This is a genomic window from Kitasatospora sp. NPDC058170, from assembly GCF_042883905.1.
In the GTDB taxonomy this organism is placed as follows: domain Bacteria; phylum Actinomycetota; class Actinomycetes; order Streptomycetales; family Streptomycetaceae; genus Kitasatospora.
Genome location: NZ_JBHVUV010000002.1, coordinates 289,178 through 315,170, shown reverse-complemented (window position 1 = coordinate 315,170; position 25,993 = coordinate 289,178). Strand labels below are relative to the sequence as shown.

At 74.0% G+C, this 25,993-nt stretch carries 23 protein-coding genes; 10 read left to right on the top strand and 13 right to left on the bottom strand.

From position 1 onward, the window contains the following. Positions 1-86: 86 nt before the first annotated feature. Both paaN and ACFVVX_RS04335 read right to left on the bottom strand, forming a co-directional pair. Positions 87-1,787, bottom strand: coding sequence for a phenylacetic acid degradation protein PaaN (gene paaN, locus ACFVVX_RS04340; RefSeq protein ID WP_387941226.1), 1,701 nt, complete (start codon positions 1,785-1,787; stop codon positions 87-89). Between the two features lie 216 nt (positions 1,788-2,003). Further along, positions 2,004-3,272: a hypothetical protein gene (locus tag ACFVVX_RS04335; protein ID WP_387941224.1), complete on the bottom strand. Its 1,269-nt coding sequence runs from the start codon at positions 3,270-3,272 to the stop codon at positions 2,004-2,006. 166 nt (positions 3,273-3,438) lie between these two features. On the opposite strand from ACFVVX_RS04335, the gene ACFVVX_RS04330 reads away from it, so the two are divergent. Next, positions 3,439-4,023, top strand: a complete 585-nt coding sequence (locus tag ACFVVX_RS04330) for a TetR/AcrR family transcriptional regulator (protein WP_387941222.1) — start codon at positions 3,439-3,441, stop codon at positions 4,021-4,023. A gap of 62 nt (positions 4,024-4,085) precedes the next feature. On the opposite strand, the gene ACFVVX_RS04325 is transcribed toward ACFVVX_RS04330, so the two are convergent. Continuing rightward, entirely contained in the window at positions 4,086-4,532 is a 447-nt protein-coding gene (locus ACFVVX_RS04325) for an Lrp/AsnC family transcriptional regulator (protein WP_387941220.1), read from the bottom strand. A gap of 163 nt (positions 4,533-4,695) precedes the next feature. Here ACFVVX_RS04325 and ACFVVX_RS04320 point away from each other — a divergent pair, with 163 nt between their 5' ends. The 4 genes from ACFVVX_RS04320 to ACFVVX_RS04305 all read left to right on the top strand — a co-directional run bounded on the left by ACFVVX_RS04320 (position 4,696) and on the right by ACFVVX_RS04305 (position 10,106). Further along, positions 4,696-5,838 (top strand): thiamine pyrophosphate-dependent dehydrogenase E1 component subunit alpha, encoded by a 1,143-nt coding sequence (locus tag ACFVVX_RS04320; RefSeq protein ID WP_387941218.1) that lies wholly within the window; start codon positions 4,696-4,698, stop codon positions 5,836-5,838. Positions 5,839-5,921: 83 nt separating this feature from the next. After that, entirely contained in the window at positions 5,922-6,884 is a 963-nt protein-coding gene (locus ACFVVX_RS04315) for an alpha-ketoacid dehydrogenase subunit beta (protein WP_387941313.1), read from the top strand. 5 nt (positions 6,885-6,889) lie between these two features. After that, positions 6,890-8,218 carry a dihydrolipoamide acetyltransferase family protein gene (locus tag ACFVVX_RS04310; protein WP_387941311.1) on the top strand — a complete coding sequence of 443 codons (1,329 nt, stop codon included), beginning with the start codon at positions 6,890-6,892 and terminating at the stop codon, positions 8,216-8,218. Between the two features lie 217 nt (positions 8,219-8,435). Further along, positions 8,436-10,106, top strand: coding sequence for a globin domain-containing protein (locus ACFVVX_RS04305; RefSeq protein ID WP_387941216.1), 1,671 nt, complete (start codon positions 8,436-8,438; stop codon positions 10,104-10,106). Positions 10,107-10,157: 51 nt separating this feature from the next. Here the strand turns inward: ACFVVX_RS04305 and ACFVVX_RS04300 are convergent, their stop codons facing one another. Beyond that, positions 10,158-10,727 (bottom strand): NUDIX domain-containing protein, encoded by a 570-nt coding sequence (locus tag ACFVVX_RS04300; protein WP_387941214.1) that lies wholly within the window; start codon positions 10,725-10,727, stop codon positions 10,158-10,160. A 329-nt stretch (positions 10,728-11,056) separates the two neighbouring features. On the opposite strand from ACFVVX_RS04300, the gene ACFVVX_RS04295 reads away from it, so the two are divergent. Further along, positions 11,057-11,881 (top strand): IclR family transcriptional regulator, encoded by an 825-nt coding sequence (locus ACFVVX_RS04295; RefSeq protein ID WP_387941212.1) that lies wholly within the window; start codon positions 11,057-11,059, stop codon positions 11,879-11,881. A 237-nt stretch (positions 11,882-12,118) separates the two neighbouring features. Further along, on the top strand, positions 12,119-12,544 hold the full coding sequence (locus tag ACFVVX_RS04290) for an SsgA family sporulation/cell division regulator (protein ID WP_387941210.1): 426 nt from the start codon (positions 12,119-12,121) through the stop codon (positions 12,542-12,544). A gap of 98 nt (positions 12,545-12,642) precedes the next feature. Here the strand turns inward: ACFVVX_RS04290 and ACFVVX_RS04285 are convergent, their stop codons facing one another. Continuing rightward, the gene (locus ACFVVX_RS04285) at positions 12,643-13,017 is read right to left on the bottom strand and encodes a phage holin family protein (RefSeq protein ID WP_387941208.1); all 375 of its coding nucleotides are present in this window, start codon (positions 13,015-13,017) and stop codon (positions 12,643-12,645) included. Positions 13,018-13,114: 97 nt separating this feature from the next. Between ACFVVX_RS04285 and ACFVVX_RS04280 the strand changes: the two genes are divergently transcribed. Together ACFVVX_RS04280 and tenA are read left to right on the top strand one after the other, a co-directional pair. Continuing rightward, positions 13,115-13,432, top strand: coding sequence for a cupin domain-containing protein (locus tag ACFVVX_RS04280; protein WP_387941206.1), 318 nt, complete (start codon positions 13,115-13,117; stop codon positions 13,430-13,432). Positions 13,433-13,446: 14 nt separating this feature from the next. Beyond that, positions 13,447-14,115, top strand: coding sequence for a thiaminase II (gene tenA / locus ACFVVX_RS04275; RefSeq protein ID WP_387941204.1), 669 nt, complete (start codon positions 13,447-13,449; stop codon positions 14,113-14,115). 72 nt (positions 14,116-14,187) lie between these two features. On the opposite strand, the gene ACFVVX_RS04270 is transcribed toward tenA, so the two are convergent. Continuing rightward, positions 14,188-15,480 carry a hypothetical protein gene (locus tag ACFVVX_RS04270; RefSeq protein ID WP_387941202.1) on the bottom strand — a complete coding sequence of 431 codons (1,293 nt, stop codon included), beginning with the start codon at positions 15,478-15,480 and terminating at the stop codon, positions 14,188-14,190. Positions 15,481-15,757: 277 nt separating this feature from the next. Here ACFVVX_RS04270 and ACFVVX_RS04265 point away from each other — a divergent pair, with 277 nt between their 5' ends. After that, positions 15,758-15,958, top strand: a complete 201-nt coding sequence (locus tag ACFVVX_RS04265) for a DUF5326 family protein (protein WP_387941200.1) — start codon at positions 15,758-15,760, stop codon at positions 15,956-15,958. Between the two features lie 47 nt (positions 15,959-16,005). On the opposite strand, the gene ACFVVX_RS04260 is transcribed toward ACFVVX_RS04265, so the two are convergent. The 7 genes from ACFVVX_RS04260 to ACFVVX_RS04230 all read right to left on the bottom strand — a co-directional run bounded on the left by ACFVVX_RS04260 (position 16,006) and on the right by ACFVVX_RS04230 (position 25,946). Continuing rightward, positions 16,006-17,019 (bottom strand): NAD-dependent epimerase/dehydratase family protein, encoded by a 1,014-nt coding sequence (locus tag ACFVVX_RS04260; RefSeq protein ID WP_387941198.1) that lies wholly within the window; start codon positions 17,017-17,019, stop codon positions 16,006-16,008. Beyond that, entirely contained in the window at positions 17,016-18,065 is a 1,050-nt protein-coding gene (locus tag ACFVVX_RS04255; protein ID WP_387941196.1) for a cytochrome P450, read from the bottom strand. Before ACFVVX_RS04255 ends, ACFVVX_RS04260 begins: the two co-directional genes overlap by 4 nt. Beyond that, positions 18,062-19,546, bottom strand: coding sequence for an AMP-binding protein (locus ACFVVX_RS04250; protein WP_387941194.1), 1,485 nt, complete (start codon positions 19,544-19,546; stop codon positions 18,062-18,064). The genes ACFVVX_RS04255 and ACFVVX_RS04250 overlap by 4 nt, the downstream gene beginning before the upstream one ends. Before the next feature lie 74 nt (positions 19,547-19,620). Then, on the bottom strand, positions 19,621-20,361 hold the full coding sequence (locus tag ACFVVX_RS04245) for a glycosyltransferase family A protein (protein WP_387941192.1): 741 nt from the start codon (positions 20,359-20,361) through the stop codon (positions 19,621-19,623). Further along, on the bottom strand, positions 20,358-21,371 hold the full coding sequence (locus ACFVVX_RS04240) for a 3-oxoacyl-ACP synthase III family protein (RefSeq protein WP_387941190.1): 1,014 nt from the start codon (positions 21,369-21,371) through the stop codon (positions 20,358-20,360). The genes ACFVVX_RS04245 and ACFVVX_RS04240 overlap by 4 nt, the downstream gene beginning before the upstream one ends. A gap of 99 nt (positions 21,372-21,470) precedes the next feature. Continuing rightward, positions 21,471-24,242, bottom strand: coding sequence for a PKD domain-containing protein (locus ACFVVX_RS04235; protein WP_387941188.1), 2,772 nt, complete (start codon positions 24,240-24,242; stop codon positions 21,471-21,473). Positions 24,243-24,464: 222 nt separating this feature from the next. Next, positions 24,465-25,946 (bottom strand): SPFH domain-containing protein, encoded by a 1,482-nt coding sequence (locus tag ACFVVX_RS04230; protein WP_387941186.1) that lies wholly within the window; start codon positions 25,944-25,946, stop codon positions 24,465-24,467. Positions 25,947-25,993 lie beyond the last annotated feature (47 nt).

Here is a 25,993-nt window from a genome sequence, read left to right as displayed (position 1 = left end):
AGCCTCCCATCATCGCTGGCCCGGGCGGGCCTGTGAATCTCCCGGGCCCCGGCACCGCCTGGTGCCGGGGCCCGGGGGACGGAGGGTCAGGCGTGGCGGCGGACCTCGACGGTGCGGAACCGGTTCGCGACGAACGCGCCGTCGCAGTACGCCGAGTTGGCGGCCGGGTTGGCTCCGGTGCCGTGCAGGTCGGAGAAGGCGGCGGTCTGGTTGGCGAACACACCGCCGGTGAGGTTGAGCGAGAGCGAGACGCCGGAGTCCAGCGCCGCCTCGACCAGTGCGGCCTCCACCTCGGGTGCGGTGGTGTAGGCGGCGGCCGTCATCGCGCCCTGGGTCCGGACCGTGGCGCGCAGCAACTCCACGGCGGCGGCGGTGGACTCGACCGCGACGGCGAAGGAGACCGGGCCGAAGCACTCGCTGCGGAAGACCGCCCGGTCGTCCGGCTTGTCCGCGTCCAGCTTGATCAGCGCGGGCGTGCGGAGCACCGCGGCGGGGAACTCGGGCGAGGTCACCACCCGCGGGGCGAGGGCGAGTTCCCCGTACTCGCCGCCGGCCGCCGCGACGGTGCGCTGCAGCACGCCGGGGTTGACCACCGCGCCGAGGATGGCGGCGGCCCGGGCGTCGTCGGAGAGCAGGCCCTCGATGGCGGTGGCGAGGTCGGCCACCACCTCGTCGTAGGACTTGGCGCCCTGGTCGGTGTCGATGCCGGTACGCGGGATCAGCAGGTTCTGCGGGGTGGTGCACATCTGGCCGCTGTAGAGCGAGAGCGAGAAGGCCAGGTTGCCCAGCATGCCCTTGTAGTCGTCGGTGGAGTCGACGACCACGGTGTTGACGCCGGCCTTCTCGGTGTAGACCTGGGCCTGGCGGGCGTGCTCCTCCAGCCAGTCGCCGAAGGCGGTCGAGCCGGTGTAGTCGATCAGCTTGACCTCGGGGCGGACGGCCAGCACCTGGGCGACGGTGCCGCCCTCGTGCTCGGCGGCCAGGCAGACCAGGCCGGGGTCGAAGCCGGCCTCGGCGAGCACCTCGCGGGCGGTGCGCACGGTGAGCGCGAGCGGCAGCATGGCGCGCGGGTGCGGCTTGACCAGCACCGGGTTGCCGGTGGCCAGCGAGGCGAACAGGCCCGGGTAGCCGTTCCAGGTGGGGAAGGTGTTGCAGCCGATCAGCAGGGCGACGCCGCGCGGGACGACGGTGAACTCCTTGGTCATCACCAGCGGGTCGCGCTTGCCCTGCGGCTTGGTCCAGCCGGCGCTCTGCGGCAGCCGGGTCTGCTCGGCGTACGCGTAGGCGACGGCCTCCAGCCCGCGGTCCTGGGCGTGCGGGCCGCCGGCCTGGAAGGCCATGCCGTACGCCTGGCCGGTGGTGTGCATCACCGCGTGCGCGAACTCGTGCGAGCGGGCGTTGATCCGGGCCAGGATCTCCAGGCAGACGGCGGCGCGGACCAGCGGGCCGGCCGCGGCCCAGCCCGGCTGGGCGGCGCGCAGGGCGGCGATCAGCGCGTCCGGCTCGGCGTGCGGGTAGCCGATGCCCAGCTCCACGCCGTACGGCGAGGCCTCGCCGCCGACCAGGTCGCCGTCGGCGGGGTGGCCGTCGAGGGCGAACGGCTTGTTCAGCAGCGCCTCGAAGGCGGCCTTGCCGTCCTCGGCGCCGCTCTCGCCGTACGCCTTGGGGAACTCGGGGTAGGGCGACCAGTAGTCGCGCTTGGCGGCGGCGTCGATCGCCGCGTCCAGGGTGGCCTGGTGGCGTTCGACCAGCTCGGCGATGAGGGGGTTGGTGACCGCTGCGGACATCTGTGCGCTCCTCAGAGGGGAGGACGGGACACGTCACAGAGTAACCGAACGATCGGTCGGCTCAAGAGGGCGTACGGGGTCGGATCCGGCCGGGCTGGTCCGGGCTGGTCCGGGCTGATCCTGGCAGGGCCGGTCCGTGCCGGAAACGCGAAGGGGCGCGCCCGTGGTGGACGCGCCCCTGGCGGGAGACCGGCTGCCGGGAGGCCGGCTGCCGGTCTACGGGATGCCCAGCTCGAAGATGAGGTACCCGCCGAACCAGCCGGAGGCGATGGCGCCGCTGCCGAGCACCCCCGCCAGCACCGGCCAGCTGAGCCTGCGCATGGCGATCGCGAGCGCGATGAGCAGCGGGAAGGCCGGCAGCAGGTAGCGCGAGACGTTGCCGAAGATGCCCACGCTGCCGAGCACCGAGACGATGGTGGCCAGCGTGTAGGCGGTCAGCACCAGCGGCGGGCGCAGCCGGACCAGCAGGATGACCAGCACCGGCAGCGAGAACACCACCAGGGTGGAGAAGAGGTCCGGGACGGGGTACGCGAACGCGTAGTCCGTCCGGCCCAGCAGCACCCCGCGAATGGCGTGCCAGGTGCCCTGGCCCCAGTCGAAGTAGTGCAGCCAGGCGTCGTGCTGGAGCTTGAAGTAGCCGCCCCAGTCGTCGGTCTTCCAGCCGACCCAGCCGACGTAGCCGAGCAGCCCGAGGGGGGCCAGCAGCATCGCGGCGAGCGGGCGCAGGATCCCGCTCTCCCGGCGGTACAGCTCGACGATCGCGGCCAGGCCGACCGCGCCGATCAGCGCCGCCGAGGTCGGCCGGTTGAGGCCGGCGACCAGGCTGATCACCCCGGCGGCCACCCACTGCCTGGTCATCGTGCAGTAGCAGGCCCAGGCGGCCAGGGCGACGAAGGTGGAGTCCGAGTAGAGCGCCCACTCGGCGCCCGAGCCGGGGGCGATCGCCCAGAGCCCGGCCGCGATCACCCCGGCCCGCGGGCCGGCCAGCTTGTCCACCACCGCGTAGATGCCGGCGGCGGCGAACAGCGAGGCCACCACCGAGACCAGCATCCCCGCGCCGTACAGGCCGAGGCCGGTGGTGTCCGAGACCAGCCGCATCAGCCCGGGGTACAGCGGGAAGAAGGCGGCCGAGTTCTGCTGGATGGTGAACCCGGGGACGCCGTTGGGGACGGCGATCAGCGCGGGGTGGTAGCCGAACTCGGCGACCTGCTGGTACCACCAGCCGTCCCAGCTGGCCAGGACGTCCCAGGGCTGGGCGCCGCCGCCGAACCGCGGGGCCTTGCCGAGGTAGTCCCCGGAGAAGGAGAGCAGCTTCATGAACACCGTGAAGCCGATCAGCTTCAGGACGGCGTAGCACCACACGGCCGGCCCGAACCGCAGGACCAGGGCGGCGGCGCGTTCGCGCCAGCCGCCGTCCGGTACCGCCTCGGGCTCACCGTTGCGCTGCTCGGGCACGTCGGAGGCGACTGCCGGTATTGCGCTCATCAGTCTGGATCCCACCCTGCTGGCCGTGGACGATCGTCCGCCGATTCTAGGGGCTGTCGCGTGGTATTGGTGCGGACCATTGCCCGGGACCCGAGGTCAACGGCCGGGTGGCCGGACGGCCGGACCCGGCCGCGTCGGGCGCGACGGGGACGGGGATACTCGGAGGATGGCCGATCACACCACGCGTACCGCCTACACCGTGGAGTCGCTGCTCGCGGTGACCGTCGACGTGTTCAACGAGCGCGGCTACGACGGCACGTCGATGGAGGACCTCTCGCGGGCGGCCGGAATCTCCAAGTCGTCCATCTACCACCACGTGCGCGGCAAGGAGGAGCTGCTGCGGCTCGCCGTGGGCCGGGCGCTGGACGGACTGTTCGCGATCCTGGCCGAGCCGGAGGCGGTCGGCGGGCCGGCCGTGGAGCGGCTGGAGCACGTGGTGCGCCGCACCGCCGAGGTGCTGCTCGCCGAGCTGCCGTACGTCACCCTGCTGCTGCGGGTGCGCGGCAACACCGTGACCGAGCAGTGGGCGCTGGAGCGGCGCCGGGACTTCGACCACCAGGTGGCCGAGCTGCTGCGGGCGGCCGTCGCGGACGGTGCGCTGCGGGCGGACGTCGAGCCGCGGCTGGCGACCCGGCTGCTCTTCGGCATGATCAACTCGATCGTCGAGTGGTACCGGCCGGGGCTCAAGGCGGCCGACGGTGTCGCCGACGCGGTGGTCCACCTGGCCTTCGACGGCCTCCGGGCCCGGTAGGCCCGATAGGCCCGAGCCGGAGGGGCGCGCCAGGGTTGCGGCGCCCCGGGCCGGCGTTCGCCTCAGTCGGGCGGTACCTGGTCGGTTTCCTCGAAGACCAGCATGGTCTGGGTGCCGAGCACCTGCGGGATGGACTGGATGCGGTTCAGCACCAGCTCCCGCAGGGCGTGGTTGTCAGCGGTGTGCACCAGCAGCAGGACGTCGAAGTCACCGCCGACCAGCGCGATGTGCGCGACGCCCGGCAGGGCCAGCAGCTGCTCGCGCACCGTCCGCCAGGAGTTCTGCACGATCTTCAGGGTGATGTAGGCAGAGGTGCCCTGACCTGCCTTCTCGTGGTCGACGCGGGCGGTGAAGCCGCGGATCACGCCGTCCTCGACCATCCTGGATATCCGGGCGTACGCATTGGCCCGGGACACGTGCACCCGCTCGGCCACCGAGCGGATCGAGGCGCGACCGTCCTGCTGCAGCAGCCGCAGGATCGACCGGTCGACACGATCGAGTCTGGACATCTGTTCAGCCGACATGACCCCCACTCTCCCCTGATTGGACGCACTGCCACCAGTCGACCGTCCCCCGGGCCGATTGTCCACCACCTTGTCACGCTTCTGGTCAAGATGAACAGACGACCGAACAATCGGTAGGGAGCCCCCGCCACCCCTGGAGGTGCCCGAGATGACAGTTCTCGACCACAGACACCACACGGCGGTGCCCGGCTGGCTGCCCGGGGCGACCGCCCCGCGCAGCGAACCGGCCCCGCTGCTCCCGGACGACGCTCCCGTCCGCCTGCTCGGCACCCCCGCGCTGGAGAAGTACGACCCCGTCCTGCTGCGCGAGCTGTACCGCCGCCTGGTGGTCGGCCGCCGCTACAACCAGCAGGCCACCACCCTGACCAAGCAGGGCCGGCTGGCCGTCTACCCGGCCTCCACCGGCCAGGAGGCCTGCCAGGTCGCCGCCGCGCTGGCGCTCGGCGAGCGCGACTGGCTTTTCCCCAGCTACCGCGACACCCTCGCCGTGGTCTCCCGGGGCGTCGACCCGCTGGAGGCGCTGACGCTGCTGCGCGGCAACGCCCACACCGGCTACGACCCGATCGCCACCCGCACCGCCCCGCTCTGCACCCCGCTCGCCACCCAGGCCCCGCACGCGGTGGGCCTCGCCCACGCGGCGCGGCTGAACGGCGATCCGGTGGTCGCGCTGGCGCTGCTCGGCGACGGCGGCACCAGCGAGGGCGACTTCCACGAGGCGCTGAACTTCGCCGCCGTGCTCCGGGCCCCAGTCGTCTTCCTGGTGCAGAACAACGGCTACGCGATCTCCGTCCCGCTCACCGCGCAGTCCGCCGCGCCCACGCTGGCCCACAAGGCCGTCGGCTACGGCATGCCGGGCCGGCTGGTGGACGGCAACGACGCGCCCGCCGTGCACAGCGTGCTGACCGAGGCGGTCGAGCGGGCCCGGACGGGCGGCGGCCCGACCCTGGTGGAGGCGCTCACCTACCGCGTCGAGGCGCACACCAACGCCGACGACGCCACCCGCTACCGGGACGACACCGAGGTCGCGGCCTGGCGCGAGCACGACCCGGTCCTGCTGATGGAGCGCCATCTGCGCGAGCTCGGGCTGCTGGACGACGCGCTGGTGCAGGAGGCGGCCGACGAGGCGGAGGCGCTGGCGGCCCGGATGCGGGCCGAGTTCCACGCCGACGCCGAGCTGGACCCGATGTCGCTGTTCGCCCACGTCTTCGCCGAGCCCACCCCGCAACTGCTGGAGCAGGCCGCCCAGCTGTCCGCCGAGCTGGCCGCCGAGGCCGAGGTGCACGACCGATGAACCAGACCGCCCACCCGTCGCCCGCCCCTGCCCGCGGCCGAGCCGCCGGGCGGCCCCCCGTCGAGGGGGTGCGCACGTCGACCATGGCGCAGGCGCTGAACTCGGCGCTGCGGGACACCCTGCGCGAGGACCCGACGGTGCACGTGCTCGGCGAGGACGTCGGCGCCCTCGGCGGGGTCTTCCGGATCACCGACGGGCTGACCGCCGAGTTCGGCCCGGACCGCTGCCTGGACACCCCGCTGGCCGAGGCCGGCATCCTCGGCACCGCGATCGGCATGGCGATGTACGGGCTGCGCCCGGTGGTGGAGATGCAGTTCGACGCCTTCGCCTACCCGGCGCTGGAGCAGCTGTTCTCGCACGTGGCCAAGATGCGCAACCGCACGGCCGGCCGGCTGCCGCTGCCGATCACCGTCCGGATCCCGTACGGCGGCGGGATCGGCGGTGTCGAGCACCACAGCGACGCCTCCGAGGCCTACTACACCAGCACCCCGGGCCTGCACGTGGTCACCCCGGCGACGGTCGCCGACGCCTACGGGCTGCTGCGCGCCTCGATCGCCTCCGACGACCCGGTGGTCTTCCTGGAGCCCAAGCGGCTCTACTGGGGCAAGGCCGAGTTCGACCCGGCCGCGCCGGTCGAGCCGATCGGACGGGCCGTGCTGCGGCGCACCGGGACGTCGGCGGTGCTGATCACCTACGGGCCCTCGCTGCCGGTCTGCCTGGAGGCGGCCGAGGCGGCGAAGGCCGAGGGCTGGGACCTCGCGGTGCTGGACCTGCGCACCCTGGTGCCGTTCGACGACGAGACGGTCTGCCGGGTGGTGCGCTCGCTGGGCCGGGCCGTGGTGGTGCACGAGGCGACCGGCTTCGGCGGCACCGGCGCGGAGATCGCCGCCCGGGTCACCGAGCGCTGCTTCCACCACCTGGCCGCGCCCGTGCTGCGGGTCACCGGATTCGACATCCCGTACCCGCCGCCGATGCTCGAGCACCACCACCTCCCCGGGGTGGACCGGATCCTGGACGCGGTCGCCCGGCTGCAGTGGGAGGACTGAGGATGATGCCCGTCGTACGCGAGTTCACCCTGCCCGATCTCGGTGAGGGCCTCACCGGGGCGGAGGTGGTGCGCTGGATGGTCGAGGTCGGCGAGGTGATCGCCGTCGACCAGCCGGTGGTGGAGGTGGAGACCGCCAAGGCCGTGGTGGAGGTGCCCTGTCCGTACGGCGGGGTGGTCACCGCCCGGTACGGCGAGCCCGGCGAGGAGGTCGCGGTCGGCGCTGCGCTGGTGACGGTCGCGGTGGCGCCGCCGGCCGGGTCCGGGTCTTCGGACGGGGACGGCCTCCCGGCGGGGGTCGAGCGTCCGCTGGTCGGGTACGGCGTCGCCGAGCCCGACCGGGGCGGACGGCGGCGCCGGGTCGGGGCGGCGGTGGCGGCTCCGGCGGTGGCGCCCGTGGCTGTGCCGGTTGCTGTGCCGGTGGCGGTGAAGGCTTCGGCGGTGGTGCCGGTGATCTCGCCGCTGGTGCGGCGCGCGGCCCGCGAGCACGGCATCGACCTGGCGCTGCTGACCGGCACCGGGCGGGACGGGCTGATCCTGCGGGCGGACGTGGAGCGGGCGGTGGCGGCGCTGGACGGCCGGTCGGCCCCGGCCGCCCCGGCTGCGGTGCCCGGCTCGGCTGCGGTGCCCGCCTCGGCGGTGGCCGCTGCCGAGGTCGTCCCGCTGCGCGGGCTGCGCCGGGCGGTGGCCGAGAAGCTCACCCGCAGCCACCGCGAGATCCCCGCCGCGACCTGCTGGGTGGACGCCGATGCCACCGAACTGATGGCGCTGCGGCGGCAGTTGAATGCCGCTGCGGGCCCGAAGGTGAGCGTGCTGGCGCTGCTGGCACGGATCTGCACGGTGGCGCTGGCCCGCTTCCCCGAACTCAACTCCAGTGTGACGGAGGATGGTTCGGGGATCATCCGGCACCAGGTGGTGCACCTGGGCTTCGCGGCGCAGGGCGAGCGCGGGCTGGTCGTCCCGGTGGTGCGAGGCGCCCAGGCGCTGAACACCGAGCAACTGGGTGCCGAACTGGCCCGGTTGACCGAGTCGGCCCGGTCCGGTTCGCTCACCCCGGCCGAACTGACCGGCGGCACCTTCACCTTGAACAACTACGGGGTGTTCGGGGTGGACGGCTCCACCCCGATCCTCAACCACCCGGAGGCGGCGATGCTCGGGGTCGGTCGGATCGTTGCCAAACCCTGGGTCCACCAGGGGGAGTTGGCGGTCCGCGAGGTCACCCAGCTGTCGTTCACCTTCGACCACCGGGTCTGCGACGGCGGTACGGCGGGCGGGTTCCTGCGGTTCGTCGCCGACTGCGTCGAGCAACCGGGGATGCTGCTGCGGCAGCTGTGACCGGAGTGGTCGCCTTGCGTGGTGGCTTCACCACGCAAGGCGACCGCAAATCGAGGGAGAGTAGCGCGTGCCGGGGGCGGGTGTCCGGGCTTCGCGTGATTTGTCGGATGAGCAGTTCGGGCGTGCCACGCTACCGAGACGTCAACAGGGACAAGCCAGGTGGTGGCGCAGGCCGGCCGGAGGCGAAACGATTCTCTTGGGTACTCGAAACGTTGCGGTGAAGTCACGCAGAACACTCCTGGTCCGTACCGGACACGGCTCGGCGGCGGCCTCGGCCGTCCCCGGCCTGCCGGACATCACGTCGGACATCACGCAGAACATCGCGCCTGACATCGCGCCTGACATCGCGCCGGAGGTCGTCCCGGGCCTCGCTCCGGGTGGCGCTCCCGAGGCCGCGGCCGAGGTCACGGCGGTCCTCCCGCCGGTACCGCTGGACCCGCCGGACCTCCCGCCCGCGCCGTCCGCCCCGCCGGTCCCGGTCGCCCTCCCCGTCTTCCCCGCCATCCCCGCCCCGCCGACCGAGCCGCCGGCCGTCCCGGCCCTGCCGCCCGCGCCGTTCGCGGCGCAGCCCCCCACCGGGCCCGCGATCGAGCCGCTGATCACCCGGGCGCCCGGCCTCAACTGGGCCGGACCGGGCGACCACTGGAGCCGGGCCTGGGCCCTGCGGACGATCGACGAACCCCACTCCGCGCCCGCCCCCGAGCCCGCGCCCGAGCCCGCGCCCGATCTGCGCAGCGCGGTCGAACAGCCGCCCACCGCACAGGACATCGAGCTGATCCGGGCCAGTCTGGCGGTGGTCGAGCCGGTCGCCGACCGGGCCACCGCGCACTTCTACGCCCTGATCTTCCTGCACCACCCCGAGGTCCGGGCGCTGTTCCCGGCCGCCATGGACGTCCAGCGCGACCGCCTCTTCCGCGCCCTGCTGGCGGCCGCCCGCAGCGCCGACGACCCGGACACCCTGCGCGCCTACCTGAGCGGTCTCGGCCGCGGGCACCGCCGGTACGGCACGCTGACCGGCCACTACGGCCCGGTGGGGGAGTGCCTGGTGCAGGCGCTGGCCCGGTACGCGGGCAGCCGCTGGGACGCCGGGACGGAACTGGCCTGGCGCCGGGTCTACCGACTGGTCTCCTCGATCATGATCGAGGCCGCCGAGGAGGCCGCCCGCACCTCCCCGCCCTGGTGGCAGGCCGAGGTGGTCGCGCACCGGCTGCGCACCCGGGACATCGCGGAGATCACCGTCCGCCCGGACCAGGCCTACCCGTACCGGGCCGGGCAGTACACCAGCCTGGAGACGCCCTGGTGGCCGCGGGTCTGGCGGCACTTCTCGTTCGCCTCGGCGCCCCGGCCGGACGGTCTGCTGACCTTCCAGGTGAAGGCGGTCCAGGCGGGCTGGGTGAGCAGTGCGCTGGTGCACCGCGCCGCTCCCGGCGACGTCCTGCGGCTGGGACCGGCGGCCGGGGCGATGACCGTCGACCACGCGGCCGGCGCCGACCTGCTCTGTCTGGGCGGCGGCACCGGCATCGCGCCGATCCGCGCCCTGGTGGAGGAGGTCGCCGAGTACGGCGCGGTCGGCCGGTCGGTGGAGGTCTTCTACGGCGCCCGGCAGTCCGACGGCCTGTACGAACTGGAGGCGCTTCGCGAGCTCGCCCGGCGCCACCCGTGGCTCTCGGTGCGGCCGGTGCTGTCCGGCCCCGGGGCGGCCGGCACCGGTGCGCTCACCGGTGAACTGCCCGAGGTGGTGGGCCGGTTCGGGCCGTGGCAGGGCCGGGAGGCGTACCTCAGCGGGCCCGCCGCGATGGTGCGGCGCGCGGTCGGTGTGCTGCTGCGCGCCGGGGTGGCGCAGGAGCGGATCCGGCACGACCTGGTGGGCGAGCTGGCGGCGGGCTGAGCCCGCCGGTCCGCCCGGCGGGGCAGGTCCGGTCGGTCCGGTCGGCGGGGCTCAGCCGAGGTCGGGGGCCAGCAGCGCGCGGACGCCCTCGATGTTGGCCGCCAGGTACGCCCGCAGCCGGGGCGGTACGACGTTCACCGAGGTCACGCCCTCCCGGGTGAAGGGCAGTCGGACGACCTCGTACTCGCCGTTCGGGTCATCCACCTCGGGGCCGTGCCGCCGGGCGAGGTCCATCGCGGCGAGCCGGCAGACGAAGAAGTGCTGGACCTTGACCCCGTGCGGCTCGACCAGGGTGCCGTCGTCGACGGCGCCCCCCTCGCCCGCCGGGTGGGGAAGCGGGTGGCTGAGGGTGTCCACGAAGGCGGGGACGACGTCGACGACCTTGCCGCCGAGCTCCTCGTCCACCTCCCGGTGCAGCGCGTCGACCACCGTGCGGTCGCCGCGCTCGACGCCGCCGCCGGGGGTGATCCAGTACGGGTGGGGCGAGTCGGGCCGGGTGCGCTTGATCAGCACGATCGAGGCCGGGCCGTACGGGTCGTCCGGGTCGAGCTCCAGCAGGATCGCCCGCGCGGTGCGCTTGACGACGGGGCGCGGCGGACGGAGTGGGGTCGGCGTGCCCATGGCCACCTCCGGGGCTGGAGCGTTGTGCGGGAGTCTCCCGCAGGTCGGCGGGGCCGAAACGCGGGCCGGCCCGGGTGCGTCCGTTCGGGGGCAGGAGGCGGCAACGATGGATCTTGGATAGTAAAGTTGAAACTTGAAATTCTCTTGTAATTATCGGATCAAAGCAGCATTTCACCTTTCATTCAAAGGATTTTGCCAAGTGAACCGTATGAGAGTGATTGCAGCTCCGCCATCCCTGTGCTGCAATGGGCGGCTATCGGGCAAATCGGAGCACTTCACTCCGCATGTCCTCCTGGTGAAATGACTCGGGTTGGGGGCTGGGTGTGGCCATGGATCAGATCGCAGAGCCGTCCCGTACCGTCCGCACGGGCGGGGTGGCCAGGTCGCCGACCCCCGCGTCACCGCCGGGCCGGGGCCGGCAGCCCACCCTGATCACCTCGGTCCAGCGGGCGCTGCGCCTGCTGGAGGCCGTCGGCGGGTTCCTCCAGGGGGCGACGGCCAAGCAGCTCGCGCGCACCGCCGGCCTGCCGCTCGGCACCACGTACCACCTGCTGCGCACGCTGACCCACGAGGGCTACCTCCGTCGGGCCGACGGGAAGTTCTTCTACGGGGAGTCGGTGGACGGCATAGGCCGGGCCGACGACCGGCAGTCCGAACGCCACGACCTGCGCGGCCGGATGGAGCAGCTGCGCGACGAGCTCGGCGCCGCCGTCTACTTCGCGCTCTACCAGGACGGCGAGGTCCACGTGGTCGACACCGCCGCCGGGCCCGGGCAGCCCGCCGTCGAGCCCTGGGCCGACTTCCGGGCCACCGCCCACGCCCATGCGATCGGCCAGTGCCTGCTGGGCCAACTGCCCGAGGACGCCCGGCGCGACCACCTGGCCCGCCACCCGCCGGTCGGCCTCACCCCCTCCACCCTCGCCGACGAGTCCGCCGTCCTGCGCCGGCTCTCCTCGCTGCGGCCCACCATGCCCGTCCTGGAGCGCCAGGAGTACGCGCTCGGCACGGTGTGCGCGGCGGTGCCGATCACCGTCGGCGCCGTGGTGGCCACGATGGCCGTCTCGCTCCCCGTCGAACAGGCCGCCCGGCTGACCGCCGCCGCCGGGCAACTCCGGCGGAGCGTCGGGGCGATGACACCGTCGTTCGTCCTCTGACGCTCCTTGCGCCGCCCCGGTTCCGCCGTGTTCACCATTTGAAAAAGCACACCTTGTCCACTACGTCCCCAAACGTGGACGATGAGGATCGAACAGGGATCCGCGGTACGAAACCACCGAATCAGCGCACGACAGACATCGCACAGCCGCACTCCTTCCCATGTCAGCGAACGGCATTGTCCGGCCACTGCGGACCCACAGCACGCACGGCCGGGCAGAACGAGAGGTACTGGCGCCATGCAGCACAGCACAGTCCAGGGCCACCTGGTGATGAGCCTCGTGGTCTCGAACGAGCTCTCCTTCCGCATCGTGGTCGACCTCGAGTACGACGCCGCCGACCCGTACGCGGTCCGCTTCACCTTCCACCTGCCCGGCGACGAGCCGGTGACCTGGGTCTTCGCGCGCGAGCTGCTGCTCGACGGGATCAGCCGGCCGTCCGGTGAGGGGGACGTGCACATCCACCCGGTCGGCGGGGAGCTGTCCGATGTCCGCATCGTGCTGCACTCCCCCGGCGGCGCCGCCCAGCTGAGGGCCTCCGCGCCCCCGCTGGTCGCCTTCCTGGCGCGCACCGACCGGCTGGTGGAGATGGGGCAGGAGCTCACCAGCGGCGAACTGGAGGCGCAGCTCGCGGACATCCTCGGAGGATGTGAGAACGCCGGGTGACCTGCCCGCCCGGCCGCGGCGGCCGAAGGGGCCCGCACCCGGTGGACGAACCGGGTACGGGCCCCTCGTGCGGACCGGGCGGAGCTGTCGGGCGTCGGTCAGTCGTCGTCGAGGGCCAGGCTGAGGCCCCAGGACACCAGGCTGATGATCAGCGCGCCGAACAGCGCGGACCAGAAGTCGTCGACCTCGAAGTTCAGGTCGAGCTTGTCCGAGAGCCAGGAGGTCAGCAGGAGCATCAGGGCGTTGACGACGAAGGTGAACAACCCCAGGGTCAGGACGAACAGCGGCAGCGAGAACAGCTTCACCACCGGCTTGATCAGCCAGTTCACCACGCCGAAGACCAGTGCCACGGCGATCACGGTCAGGCTCTTGTGCTGCCAGTCGTCCCCGACCAGCGTGATGCCGGTGACGATCCAGGCGGCCACCCAGATGGCCGCCGCGTTGATAAGTGTCTTGATGACGAAACCCTTCATGGGGCCAGCGTCGCAGGCCGGGTGGGGCGGGGGAAGCTCCCACCGGGCATGTTGGTGTTGAATGCCCGGTGGTCCCGGACATCGAGGGGTGGTACCGATGAAGGTTTTCCGGCTGGACGAACTGGACGCCGAGCGAGCCGCGAACGACGGCGCGTACCTGCGGTTCCTGCGCGAACCGCGGATGTCCGCCGGGCTCTACGCGCTCTCCCCCGGCGACACCGACCGGCAGACCGCGCACGCCCAGGACGAGATCTACCAGGTGGTCAGCGGCCGGGCCGAGCTGACCGTCGGCGACGAGACCACCACGGTGGCCCGCGGGACGGTGGTCTACGTCCCCGCCGGGACGCCGCACCGCTTCCACCACGTCACCGAGGAGCTGCGGGTCCTGGTCGTGTTCTCCCCGCCGGAGGACTGAGTAGGGTCGTCGCCATGAGCCTGAGCCTGACGGAAGAACTCTGGGCGGCGATCGAGCCGGTCTACGCGAGGATCCTCGACCACCCGTTCATCGGCGGTCTGACCGACGGAACCCTGCCGCGGGAGGCGTTCCGCCACTTCGTGGTCCAGGACTCGCACTACCTGCGCGACTACGCCCGCGCGCTCGCCGTCTGCGCCGCCAAGGCGCCCGGCGAGGAGGAGGTGCGGGCCTTCGCGGACGACGCGATCGGCGCGCTGGCCGCGGAGCAGGGCATGCACGCCGAGTTCATGACGGCCTTCGGGGACAGCGCCGAACAGGCAGCCGCCGAGCCGGTGCTGCCGACCACCCGGGCCTACACCAGCTACCTGCTGGCCACCGTGTACGGCGGCTCCTTCGCGGAGGCCGTCGGCGCGGTGCTGCCCTGCTACTGGATCTACGCCCGGGTCGGCGACGAGCTGCTCGCCAAGGGCTCCCCCGACCCGCTCTACGCGAAGTGGATCGCCACCTACGGCGACGAGGCCTTCCAGTCGGTGGTGCGCCGGGTGCTCGCGCTCACCGACCGCCTGGGCGAGGAGATCTCCCCCGCCGAGCGCCGCCGGGTGGTGGAGCACTTCACCACCACCTCGCGCTACGAGTGGATGTTCTGGGACGCCGCCTGGCGCGGCGAGGTGTGGCCGGTCTGACCCCCGCGGGGAGCCGGCCCGCCCCGGGCCCGAACGGGCGGGGCGGGCCGGCGGGTCGGGCCGGTGGCCGGCTCAGCCGGCGGTGAAGAAGCCGGTCAGGTCGACGATCGCGTGGGCGGGAGCGGCGGAGTGGTGGAAGATGCCGACGCCGCCGGGCACGCCGCCCAGCTCGGCGGTGACGCCGTTGGCGACCGTCTGGCCCGGGTTGAAGTTGACGCTGGACGTGCCCGGCCGGATGTCGTCGCCGCGGAAGACGTCCACGTGCCCGCCGGCGCCGGGCTCGGTGACCGTCACGTTCAGGGTGGCGGCGGTGGCGGTCGGCGGGACGCCGGTGCTGCCGCCGGCCACCGGGAGCACCCGGGTGCTGAACGGCATGAGCGCGCTGCCGTACCGGGTGTCGAGCAGCCGGGGCTGCTCGGTGACGGCGCTGAACAGCTGGTGGCCCGAGGGCCCGTAGAAGCCGACGATGTCGACGACGAGGTCGGCCGAGCCGGTGTTGAGGAGGTTGATCCTTCCGTCGGGGCCGACCGGGACGACCACCTGGTTCGCGGTGGTCCGGCCCGGCACGTAGTTGAGGTTGGAGCCCTCGGCCGGGTAGGGCTTGTCGGAGGGGTACGCCACGACGAAGCCGTGGTTCCTCGGCTCGGCGGCCGTGACGTTCAGGACCACGGCCTTGGCGCCGGCCGTGCCGAGTTCGGGCTTGGCGACCTCGACCGGGACGATGCTGCGGTTGCCGCCCGTCGTCCGGGTGTCGATCAGCCGGGTCGGCCGGACGCTGTCGTACTTGTCGGTCCCGGTGGGCGCGTAGTAGCCGAGGACGTCGACCACCACGTGGGTGTTGCCCGCGTTGTTGTAGAGGTTGATCTGCGGGCCCTTCGCGGACCGGGGCGGGGCGACCGCGACGGCGATCGTGTTGGAGATCGTCTCGCCGGCCTTGAAGTTCAGCGTGGACGTGGCCGGGGCCCCCGGCATGTCGCCGTCCCGGCGGACGGTGAGGTAGCCGTCGGTGCTGGGGTCGGTGACGGTGACGTTGACCAGGACGGCGGTCGCCTCCTTCGGTACGACCGGGACCTCGCGGTCCGGGTGGGACTTCCAGGCGGAGAGCGGCACGTCGAAGGACTCGCCGGGGCTGAGCGGGCGGGCCTGGCCCGCCGGGGTCTCGCGGGCGGATCGGGTGTCCAGCAGCCGCCGGAGGTCCAGCGGGACGAAGGCGGCCGGGGCGGTCGACTGGCCCGGGCCCACGGCGGAGGCCGTGGCGGCGGTGGTGGCGACCGGGGCCGCGGTGGCCGGGGCGGCCGCCAGGACCGGGGCGGTCAGGGTCAGGGCCGTGAGGACGGACAGGGCAACGGCGGGTCGGGCACGCATTTTGGTTTCCCCCCAAGTGTGCTGCCCTCCGGGCTGGTTCCGGAGGTCTGTATACCCATAGACGGCTGACCCCGGGGGAGGTTGCAGGTCGGTTCCAAGATCTTTCCCGGGTGGGCCCGGGGGTCGTCCCGGGTGCCGGGCTCGGGGTGATCTCCGGGTTCTATGGGGGCCGTCGGCTCTCGTTCCGGCACTTGCGTCCCCGTACGATCGAAGTATCGAAAGCAAGCGGGATGCGGCACCGGACGGCAGCCGGCCCGAGGGGAGAGAAGGAACGGACATGGCTGAGCTCTGGAAGTCGCTGCCCTCCTGGGTGCGCAACATCGTCGTCCCGGTGCTGGTGCTGGTACTGGCCTGGAACATCATCGGGTTCGTGTTCGGCGTGGTCGGCGCCCTGCTGAGCCTCGTCATCAAGCTGCTGGTCGTGGTCGGCATCGCCGCCGCCGTGGTGATCCTGGTGAAGAAGGCCGCCAAGAGCTGACCGGTACGAGACCCCGGCGCCCGTACCCCCCAGCGGGGGTGCGGGCGTCAGTCGTCCACGGCGTCGGTGCGGGCGGGCCGCAGGACGGCGGTGAGGTCCCGGGCGGGGTGCCAGCCCTGCGCCCGTGCGCGGCCGAGGTCGAGCGTCACCTCGTGCGCGAGCTGGTCGACGGCGTAGCGGGTCAGGCCCGGGAACCGGCCGGTGCGGGCGGCCAGCCGGGCGAGCGGCACGGGAACGTGGGCGATCCGGGCCCGGACGCCGTGGGCGGCGAGCACCGCGCGGACGGCGTCGTCGCGCCGGTAGGGCCGGGCGTCGGCGATGTTGTAGGCCCCGGGGGGCCAGATCCGGCCGGTCGGGCCGTTCGCCGTCTGTCCGTTCGCCGTCTGTCCGTTCGCTGTCTGTCCGGGTGCCGTCGGGTCGGGTGCCGTATGCGCCGGTGCCGTCAGGCCGAGGGCGGTCAGACAGGCGTCGGCGAGGTTCTGTACGGCGGTGAGGCTGATCCGGACGTCCCCGCCGGGGAGCACCAGCAGGCCCCGGCGGACCCGCGACAGCAGCTGCGGGACGAGGTGCGGGTCGCCCGGGCCGTACACCGCGCGCGGGCGCAGCACGACGGCGCCCGCCTCCAGCGCGATCCGTTCGCCGGCCGCCTTGGTGCGCCCGTACGCGTTGAGGTGGCCGCCGCGGGTGGGGTGGTCCTCGGTGACGGAGACCCGGGTGGTCCGGGGGTCGTAGACGCTGGCGCTGCTCACCCAGACGACCGGGCGGCCGAGGGCGGCGCGCATCAGGCGTTCGGTGCCGGTGACGTTGACGGCGTACTGCCGGGCCTCGCCGGGCGAGCCCGGGGGCAGGTCGGCGACGGCGGCCGCGCAGTGCACCACCACGTCGGCGGCGCCGAGGTCCGGATCCCCGGTGGTGGCGTCCCAGTGGACGTGCCGGCCGACCGGGCCGGGGGTGCGGCCGTGGCAGTCCACGTCGAGGCCGAGCGCGGCGGCGGCGCGGGCGACGTGCGAGCCGCAGAAGCCGCCGGCGCCGGTGACGGCGATCCGCAGGGGCGCGCTCACCGGGCCCGCCCGGCGCGGAGGGTGAGTTCGGCGTAGCCGGGCAGGGCCGCGCGGCGGTCCACCCGGGCCCGCCGGACCACCGGGCGGTGCGGGGCCAACGCGAGCAGCAGGTCGGCGAGTTGGACGCGGGCCAGGCCAGCGCCCGGGCAGGCGTGCGGGCCGGCGCCGAACACGGCCTGGGTGGCGGCCGGGCCGGTGGCGGGCCCGGGGCGGTGGGCCCCGGCGGCGTGGCGGGCGACCAGGACCAGCCGGTCGCCGGGCGCGATCGGGCAGCCGGCGACGGTGGCGCCGGCCGCGGCGACCCGCGGCAGGATCGGCGACGGCGCGGTCAACCTCAGCAGTTCGGCGGCGAGTTCGGGCGCCGTCGCGGCGGTGGGCCAGAGTCCGGCGGCGGCGCACCAGGCGGCGGCCCGGGGGAGGGCGGCGACGGTGGTGTTCACCGCGGCGACGGCGAGCATCGCGTCGAGCGGATCGGGCAGCAGGGCGGTGAGCGCCGCGGCGGCGTCGGCCCGGGGGCGTCGGCGCGGGCCGGGCAGGTGGTCGCGGACGGCGGCCGAGGCGGCGTCGGCGGCGGCCCGGACGAGGAGCTCCGGCCGGTGCCCGGAGCCGGTCAGGGAGGCGACCGTGACTCCGGCCAACTCCCTGGCGAGGCCGACGAGTTCCAGCTCCCCTTCGGTCAGGGCGGGGACCCGGGCGGCCAGGACGGCCTGCCAGTGCGGGCGGATCCGGTCCAGCGCGCCGGTGGTGAGCTCGGCGGCCAGCGCCCGGCGGGCGGCCCGGTGTTCGCTCCCGTCCTGGTCGAACAGCAGCCCGCCGTCGGTGAGCCGGGCGGCCGCGCCGCCGGTGGTGCCGGGCGCGGTGCGGTCCAGCGGGACCTTGGTGAGCACCTCGCGGTAGGCGTCGGTGCCGTGCACCAGCACGGTGCGGCCGAGCCGGACCACCGGGCGGCGGCGGGTGGCGCAGAGCAGCGCGAACAGCACGGGGTGGCTGCGCAGGTAGACCCGCCGGTCGAGGCGGCGGGCGGTCCGGGAGGCGGCGGGCGTCATCCGGCCAGCTCCCGGGCGCAGTACGCGGCGGCGGCCCGCCGGTCGGGCTTGCGGGACCGGCCGGCCAGCGGGATCTCACCGAACAGGACGGCGTCCGGGCGGGCGGAGCCCATCCGGTCCAACGGGCCCTGCAGGGCGGTCCGCAGGCGGTGCGGGTCGGTGCCGGGCCGGGGCTGGACGAGGGCGACCAGGAGTTCGTCCCCCGGTTCGCCGCTGCGCGGGACGCCCACCAGGACGGCGAGTTCGACGTCGGGCAGGTGCAGCGCGGGCTCGTACAGGCCGGGGTAGATGTTCTCGGCCCGCCGCAGCACCATGTCCTTGAGCCGGCCGGCCAGTACGATCCGGCCGTCCGGGGTCAGGTCGGCGCGGTCGCCGGTGCGGATCCAGGGCTCGGGCTCCTCGCCGAGGTGGCGGTGGCGGGCGCCGGGGCCGGTGAGCAGCAGCTCGCCCTCCCCGGTGAGATCGGTGCGCACGCCCGGCAGGGGTGCGCCGACCAGGTCGCCGGGGGCGGTGTGGGCGCTCTTCTCGACCTCCTCGACGGCGGCCGCCGGGAACAGTTCGGTGAGCGCGTACACGCCCCAGGCCTGGTCGGCGCCGGCCTGTTTGACCCGGCGCAGCAGGGCGGCGTCAGCGGGGGCGGAGCCGGTCCAGACCCGGCCGGTGAAGCGGGCGCCGGCGGCGAGCGCGGTGCGCAGTTGCGGGGGCGTGAGGTAGGTCTGGGCCGGTGCGAGGCGGGTGAGTTGGCGGGCCAGGGCGCGCGGGGCGCGGGCCGGGAGGGCGACGGCGGCGCCGGCGGCGAGGGCGGGGAGCAGGACGAAGAAGGTGCCGCCGAGGACGGTGCTGCCGGGGCGCGGGTCGACCAGCTCGGTGACGGTGCGCAGACCGGCCGCCAGGCCGTCGCGGGTGTGCACCACGGCGCGCGGCCGGGCGGTGGTGCCGGAGGTGAAGACGATCACGGCGTCGCCGTCGCCGCCCGGGCCGCCGGTCCGGGGCGGGGGCGCGGTCCGGCCGGCCGGGCCGAGGGCCGGGGCGCAGCCGGGCCAGCGGCGGCCGAGGGTGGCGACCGGTCCGAGGGCGGTGAGCGGGGGCAGGGCGAGGTCGGCGCGGCGGGCGAGCGGGCGGGCCCAGCCGGCCACCGCCTGGGCGGCGGCGTCGGCGAGCACCAGGTCGGGCCGGGCCAGGGTGAGCCGGGCGGCGAGGACGTCCGGGCCGGCGGTCGGGTCGAGGACGGCGATCCGCACCCCGAGGCGGTGGGCGGCGAGCAGGACGGCGAGGGCCCGGGGGCCGGGGCGGACGGCGACTCCCAGGGTGGCGCCGGGGGCGAGGCCGCGGGCGTGCAGGGCGGCGGCGTAGCCGTCGGCGAGGTCGGCGAGGTCGCCGCGCCGGATCCGGACCCCGGCGGCGCCGGTCCGGGTGTGCCGCAGGACGGCGGGGCGGTCGGGGTGGTCGGTGCGCAGCGCGTGGTGGAGCCGGTCGAGCATGGTCGGGTCTCCTGGTGCGTCGGTCCTCGGGGTGCCGGTCGCGGGCTGCTGCGGATCATGGGCCGCAGCGGGTCTCAGCGGACGTCGGCGGAGCGCGGTCCGGCGCCGCGCTCCAGGTACCAGCGGGCGGTGCCGACCACGCCGTAGGCGCGGATCCGCCGGGTGGAGTTCTGCACCACCATGTCGCGGCGGTGGACGATCGCGGTGGTGTGCCGGCGGACCCGGTTGATGAACATCCGGTCGGTGGGGGAGGGACGGCGCGGCATGCCGCCGACGGCCTGGTACAGCTCGGCGGTGATCGCCATGTTGTTGCCCGCGTGCATCCGGTACGGGGTGAGGTAGCCGTGCCGGCGGTGGTGCGCGGGCCGGATCCGGCCGAAGAACGCGCCGAGCGCGACGAGCAGGCGGAACACCGCGCGCCCGGTCGGCCCGTGCTCGTCGCGGCGGGCGGTGACGCGCCCGCAGACCAGCCCGCCGCAGGCGTCCAGGCCGGCCCGGGCGGCGGCCGTCCAGCCGGGTTCGGGCAGGCAGTCGGCGTCGGTGCGGGCCAGCAGGGCGGCGCCGTGCGCGATGGCGTACCGGAAGCCGGTGTCGATCGCCGAGCCGACGCCCTTCTCGGGCTCGACCAGTACCTCGACCGGGAACGGCGCCCGCTCGGCGAAGGCCCGGACCTTGGCCGCGGTGGCGTCGGTGGAGCCGTTGTCGACCACGAGGAGGGTGAAGGCGCCGTCCCGCTGGTCGGCCAGCGCCTGCAGGGCCCCCTCGATCCTGGCCTCCTCCTGGTAGGCCGGGACGACCACCCACAGCCGGGTCACGACGCCTCCCAGACCATCGTCATCAGGCTGACGCCGCCGCCCAGGCCGATCATCAGGACCTTGTCGCCAGGATTCAACTCGTGTTTGATCCGGTCGAGTTGGATGCCGAGCGTGGCGCTGGCGACGTTGCCGAGTTCGGGCACGGTGAGGACCAGCCGGTCCCGGGGCACGCCGGTGAGCTCGACGAACCGCTCCAGGTACGGGACGGTCACCTGGTGCACCAGCACGCGCGCGTAGTCGTCCCAGCCGAGGCCGGTGCGGTCGGCCACCCGGGTCAGGATGGCGCCGCCGATCCGCTCGAAGACGCCGCGCAACTCCTTGCCGCCGCCCCGGAAGTAGCTGTACTCGTCGCCGCGCGGGTGGCGTGAGCCGCCGCCGGGGATGCCGCCGGCCTCCCAGTGCTCGGAGGCGGTCTCGGTCTCGATGTCCAGGATGCCGCCGCGTTCGACGGCCTCGACCAGTACGGCCGCGCCGGCGTCGCCGAAGGTGTAGCCGGCGAAGCCGTCCCGGAAGTCGCCCGGGCCGGAGGGGTCGCGGCGCATCGCCCGGCTGGGCGTCTCGCCGGTGACGACCAGGGCGCGTGCGGCCCGCCCGGCCAGGATCATCGCGCGGGCCAGGTCGATCCCGTTCAGGAAGCTGTTGCAGGCGTTGGAGACGTCCAGCGCGTGGGCCCGGGAGCCGAGTTCGGCCTGGACGAGGTGGGCGGTGGCGGGCTCGCAGATGTCCCGGGTGGCGGAGGCGTACAGCAGCAGGTCGAGGTCGAGCGGGTCCAGCCCGCGGGCGTCCAGGGCGCGCCGGGCGGCGGCTGTCGCCAGGGTGGAGGCGTACTCTCCGTCGGCCGCGAAGTGCCGGGTGGCGATGCCGGTCGCCTTCTCGAACATCCGCTCCGGCAACCGCAGTCGCCCGCCCGCGGCCACCTCGTCCTGGAGCTGTTGCGAGGTGAGGCGGCGGGCGGGCAGGTGGGATCCGACGGCGGTGATGCCGATCCGTGCGGTGGCTGCTGGGTGCATGCCTCCATGCTCCGGCGGACACGCCCGCGCCCGCGTGAGTACGGGTACTCACGCGGGCGCGGGCGGCTACCCAATGAGCGGGTGGCCGGGGGTTCCTGACTACTGGTTGCGGTAGTAGCCGAAGAGGTCGGCGATCACGTGCGTGGAGCCGGAGTTGTTGGCGATGTCGAAGCGGCCCTGGGCGTCGACGGGGATGGTGGTGTGGTTGGGGACGTCCAGCCCGGCGGTGGCGTTGAGGTTGCTGGTGCCGGGCTTGGCGCTGCCGGTGGCCCAGGCCGTGAGGTGGGTGTCCTCGGTGGTCTGGGTGGCGGTGAGGTTGACGGCCGCGGCGGTGGCGCCGGCCGGGACGCCGCCGACGGTGCGCACCGCGCCGCCGCCGAGCGGGGCGCCGCTGCGCGAGTCCAGCAGACGGGCCGGGGTGACCGGGGTGAACAGGCCCTTGCCGTCCGGGCTGTAGTAGCCGAAGACGTCCACGATGGCGTGCGAGCTGCCGTTGTGGTTGTAGATGTCGATCGAGCCGTCGGCGCCGAGCGGGACGACCACCTGGTTGGGGACGTTCCGGCCGGGCACGGTGTTCAGGTTGGAGCCGGCGGAGGGGCGCGCGGTCCCGGCCGGGAAGACGGTGAAGAAGCTGACGGCGCTGGACTCGGTGGCCGTCACGTTGAGGACGACCGAGGTGGCGTTGGCCGGCACGCCGCCGGAGCCGGCGACCTTCAGCCGGCGGGTGCCGGCCTCGCCGATCGCGCCGCCGCCGGCGGAGCGGGTGTCCAGCAGCCGGGCCGGGGCCAGCGAGGTGAACTTGTCGGCGGCGTCGGCCTTGTAGTAGCCGAGGACGTCGGCGATGGTGTGCACCTGGCCGGCGTTGTTGCGGATCACGACCTTGCCGTCCGGGCCGATCGGCACGGTGACCAGGTTGGAGACGTCCTGGCCGGGGACGAAGTTCACGTTCGAGGTGATCGGGCGCTCGCCGCCCGCCGGGTACACGTCCAGGTGGCTGTTGGCGGTGCCCTGGGTGGCGGTCAGGTTGAGCACGACGGCGGTCGCGCCCGGCGGGACCACGTCGGTGGCGCCCCAGGTGCGGCCGCGGACGTACAGCTCCATGGTGTCGCCGCCGCCGAGCCGCGGGTAGCGGCTGCCGACCGCGCGGGTGTCGAGGATCCGGGTGGGCGCGATCGCGGTGAAGCCCGCCGGGGTGTACGCGACGGTGACCTGCTGGGTGCTGGTCGCGGTGGCGCCGTTGTCGTCGGTCACGCTGACCTTGACGGTGTAGGTGCCGGGCTTGGCGTACACGTGGCGCTCGGACTGGTAGCCCTCGTTCGGCTTGGCCGGGCCGTCGCCGAAGTCGAAGGTGTAGCTCGCGATCCGGTACGGGCCGGTGGTGGCGACGGTGGCGTTCACGGCGAGCGGGTCGCGGCCGGCGTCCTGGGTCACCGTCAGGGCGGCGCCGAGCGGCTTGTCCTCGCCGGCCTGCACCGGCTGGCTGTAGGTGGTGGTCACCGAGCCGCCGCGGCCGTCGGTGACGGTCACCTTCGGGTGGTAGTCGCCGACCGCGGTGTAGGTGTGCCGGACGGTCTTCGCGGGACCGGTCACCGGGGCGGTGCCGTCGCCGAAGTCGAAGGTGTAGGTGAGCGTGGTGCCCCACCGGTTGACGGCGTCGGCGGTGAGGTCGACCGTCAGCGGGGCCGGGCCGGCCGGGAACTCGTGGGCGGTGCCGACCACGGTGAGGGTGACGGAGCTCAGGCCGCGGACCTCGTAGGCGCCGCGGTCGCGGAACGTCCCGTTCGGGCCGGTGTTCGCGACGGAGGGGTGGTCGACCGGGGCGTTGCCGAGCAGGTCCTCGGCGAGGATGCCGGGGGCCTGCGGGTCGGCGGAGTCGACGGCGGCCGTGCTGCTCTCGGCGGGCACGGTGAGCGGGAGGAGGGCGGTGTCGAAGGCCACGGCGGTGTCGACGTCGTGGGCGCCCTGGCCGGTCGCGGCCAGCAGCTCGCCGGGGGTGCGGTAGCCCGCCCCGGCCCAGCTGTAGGCGGGCAGCCCGGAGACCGGGTGCACGATGTTGTAGTCGAGCCTGGTGCCGGCGGCGGAGTCCGCGGAGACCGTCACGGTCGACCCGTTGACGATGTTGTTGTAGACCGCGGAGCCCGTCGAGGCGCCGTTCAGCGCGAGGCCGGAGGTGATGCCGTCGGTGAGGGTGTTGTTGGTGACGATCGTCCCGGTGGCGTCGGTGGCGCCGATGGCCGTCCCGGCCGACCTGCTGAACTGGTTGCCGACGACGGTGGTCTGCTTCGCACCGGCGCCGACCGACACGCCGAGGCCGCCGTAGAAGACCGACTGGGCGACGGTGACCTGCTCGCTGGCGCCCGAGACACGCAGGGCGGGGGCGGTGACGGGCGTGACCGAGGCGGGGCTCTCGAACCAGCTCCGGGAGATCTGCACCCGGGCGGAGTCGGCGACCTCCGCGGTCGACAGCTCCAGGCCGGTGAGGACGACGTCGTGGACGCCGGAGAGCCGGACCGGCTTGCCCGAGGAGGGCTTGGCCGCGGGCATGGAGTAGCTGCCCAGGTCGGTCATCGGGGCGCCGCGGAAGGTGATCGGCTTGCCGGGCTGGCCCGAGCGCGTGATGGCGAGGTCGCCGGAGTACTCGGTGTTGGGGGCGATCTGGACGGTCTGTCCCGGCTGCGCCACGTCGGCCGCGGCCTGGATGCTGCAGTACGGCTTGGCGGCGGTGCCGGTGCCGTGGTCGTCGCAGGTGGCGTTCCACCCGTTGTCCACGTACAGGACCGGGGCGGGCGTGGCGGCGACGGCCGGAAGTGGCAGTCCGACGACGGCGGAGACGACGGCGGCGCTGAGGCCGGCGACATGACGAAGGCGCACGGTGTGCTTCCCCCTGAGCGTGATGAATGTCGGTGCTGCTCGACGCGGCGGCGCCCGTCCACGGGACGGTGGGGGCAGCCTGCGGAGCAGTTGTGAGCATTATGGGGCCAGAGGCGATCACCTGTGGCGTCAGGGTGCCGTTGTCTGACTCGTTCCGGCAGGAAGATGCCCGCCCGTGCGGAGCAGCGGACGGGCACCTTCGGAGGTACGCGGACGAAACGGTCAGCCCTCGACGGGGATCTGCTGGACCGGCACCGCCGGGGCGGTGCCGGCCGGGGTGGCGGCGGCCTTGGCGGCCTGGTCCGCCGGGGCGGTGGCCTGCATGGTGGCGAGCAGCTGGCGGGCCACGCCGAGGCCGGTGCCGCCCATGGTGAGCGCCTTGGCGAACATGTCCCCCATGCCCTCGGCGCCGTTCAGCAGCACCATGTGCTCGACGTTGCCGAACGCCTCGGCGCCGGCCCGGACGATCTCGGGCCACTTCTCGGCGAGCTGCTGGGCGACGACGGCCTCCTGGTTCTCGGCCAGGGCGGCGGCCCGGGCCTTGATCGCCTCGGCCTCCGCCAGACCCAGCGCGCGGGTGGCCTCGGCGGTGGCCAGGCCCTTGGCCTCGGCCGCGGCGGCCTCGGCCTGGCCGGTCGCCCGGGTGGCCTCGGCGGAGGCCAGACCGCGGGCCTTGGTGGCCTCCGCCTCGGCGGACGCGGCGACCTTCACCCGGTTCGCCTCGGCGGCGGCCTTGAGCTCGGTCTCCTTGGCCTGCGCCTGCGCGGCCGAGATCCGGGCGTCGCGGTCGGCCTCGGCCTTGGTGCGGGTCTCGTACGCGCGGGCGTCGGCCGGCTTGCGGACGTCCGCCTGGAGCTGCTGCTCCTTGCGGTGCGCCTCCAGCTCGGCGACCTTGGTCTCCTGGACCACCACCTCCTGCCGGGAGGCGGCCTGGGCCAGCGGTCCGGCCTGCATGGCGCGGGCGGTCGCGGTCTCCAGCTCGGCCTGGTAACCGGCCTGCTGGATACCGCTGTTGCGGGTCGCCTCGGCCTTGCGGGCGAAGGCCTCCTGCTCGGCCTCGGTGGCCTGGCGGTCCGCCTCGGCCTGGGCGATGCGGGCGTCGCGCATGACGGCGGCGGCGTGCGGGGCGGCGAGGTTCTGGATGTACCCCGTCGGGTCGATGATCTCCTGGATCTGCAGCGAGTCGATGATCAGGCCGAGCTTCTCCATCTCGGAGCCCGACGCGGCACGGGTCTCCCCGGTCAGCCGCTCGCGGTCGCGGATCATGTCCTCGACCGTCAACCCGCCGACGATGGACCGCAGATGACCGGCGAAGACGTTGTGGACCCGGTGGCCCATCATCTGCTGCTGGTCGAGGAAGCGGCGGGCCGCGTTGGCGATCGACACGGTGTCGTCGCCCACCTTGAAGATCACAACTCCCTTGACGTGCACCGGGATCCCCTGCGACGTCACGCACTCGACGTCCAGGTCCGCCTCGTTCAGGTCGAGGGAGAGCTTGCGCACCACCTGCACGCCCGGGGTGACGAGCGTGCCCCGGCCGGTGACGACCCGGAAGCCCAGGCCCTCGCCGACCCCCTCGGCGCGGTGCCGGGAGCCGGAGATGATCAGGGCCTCGTTGGGTTCGGCGACCCGCCACATGAGTTTGAAGAGAACGATCAGGATGACGATGGAGGCGACGACCGCCCCCGCGATGCCGATCAGCATCGGCGAATTCCCCCTTCAGGGCACACCGGTTCCGTGGCTGCGCTCTG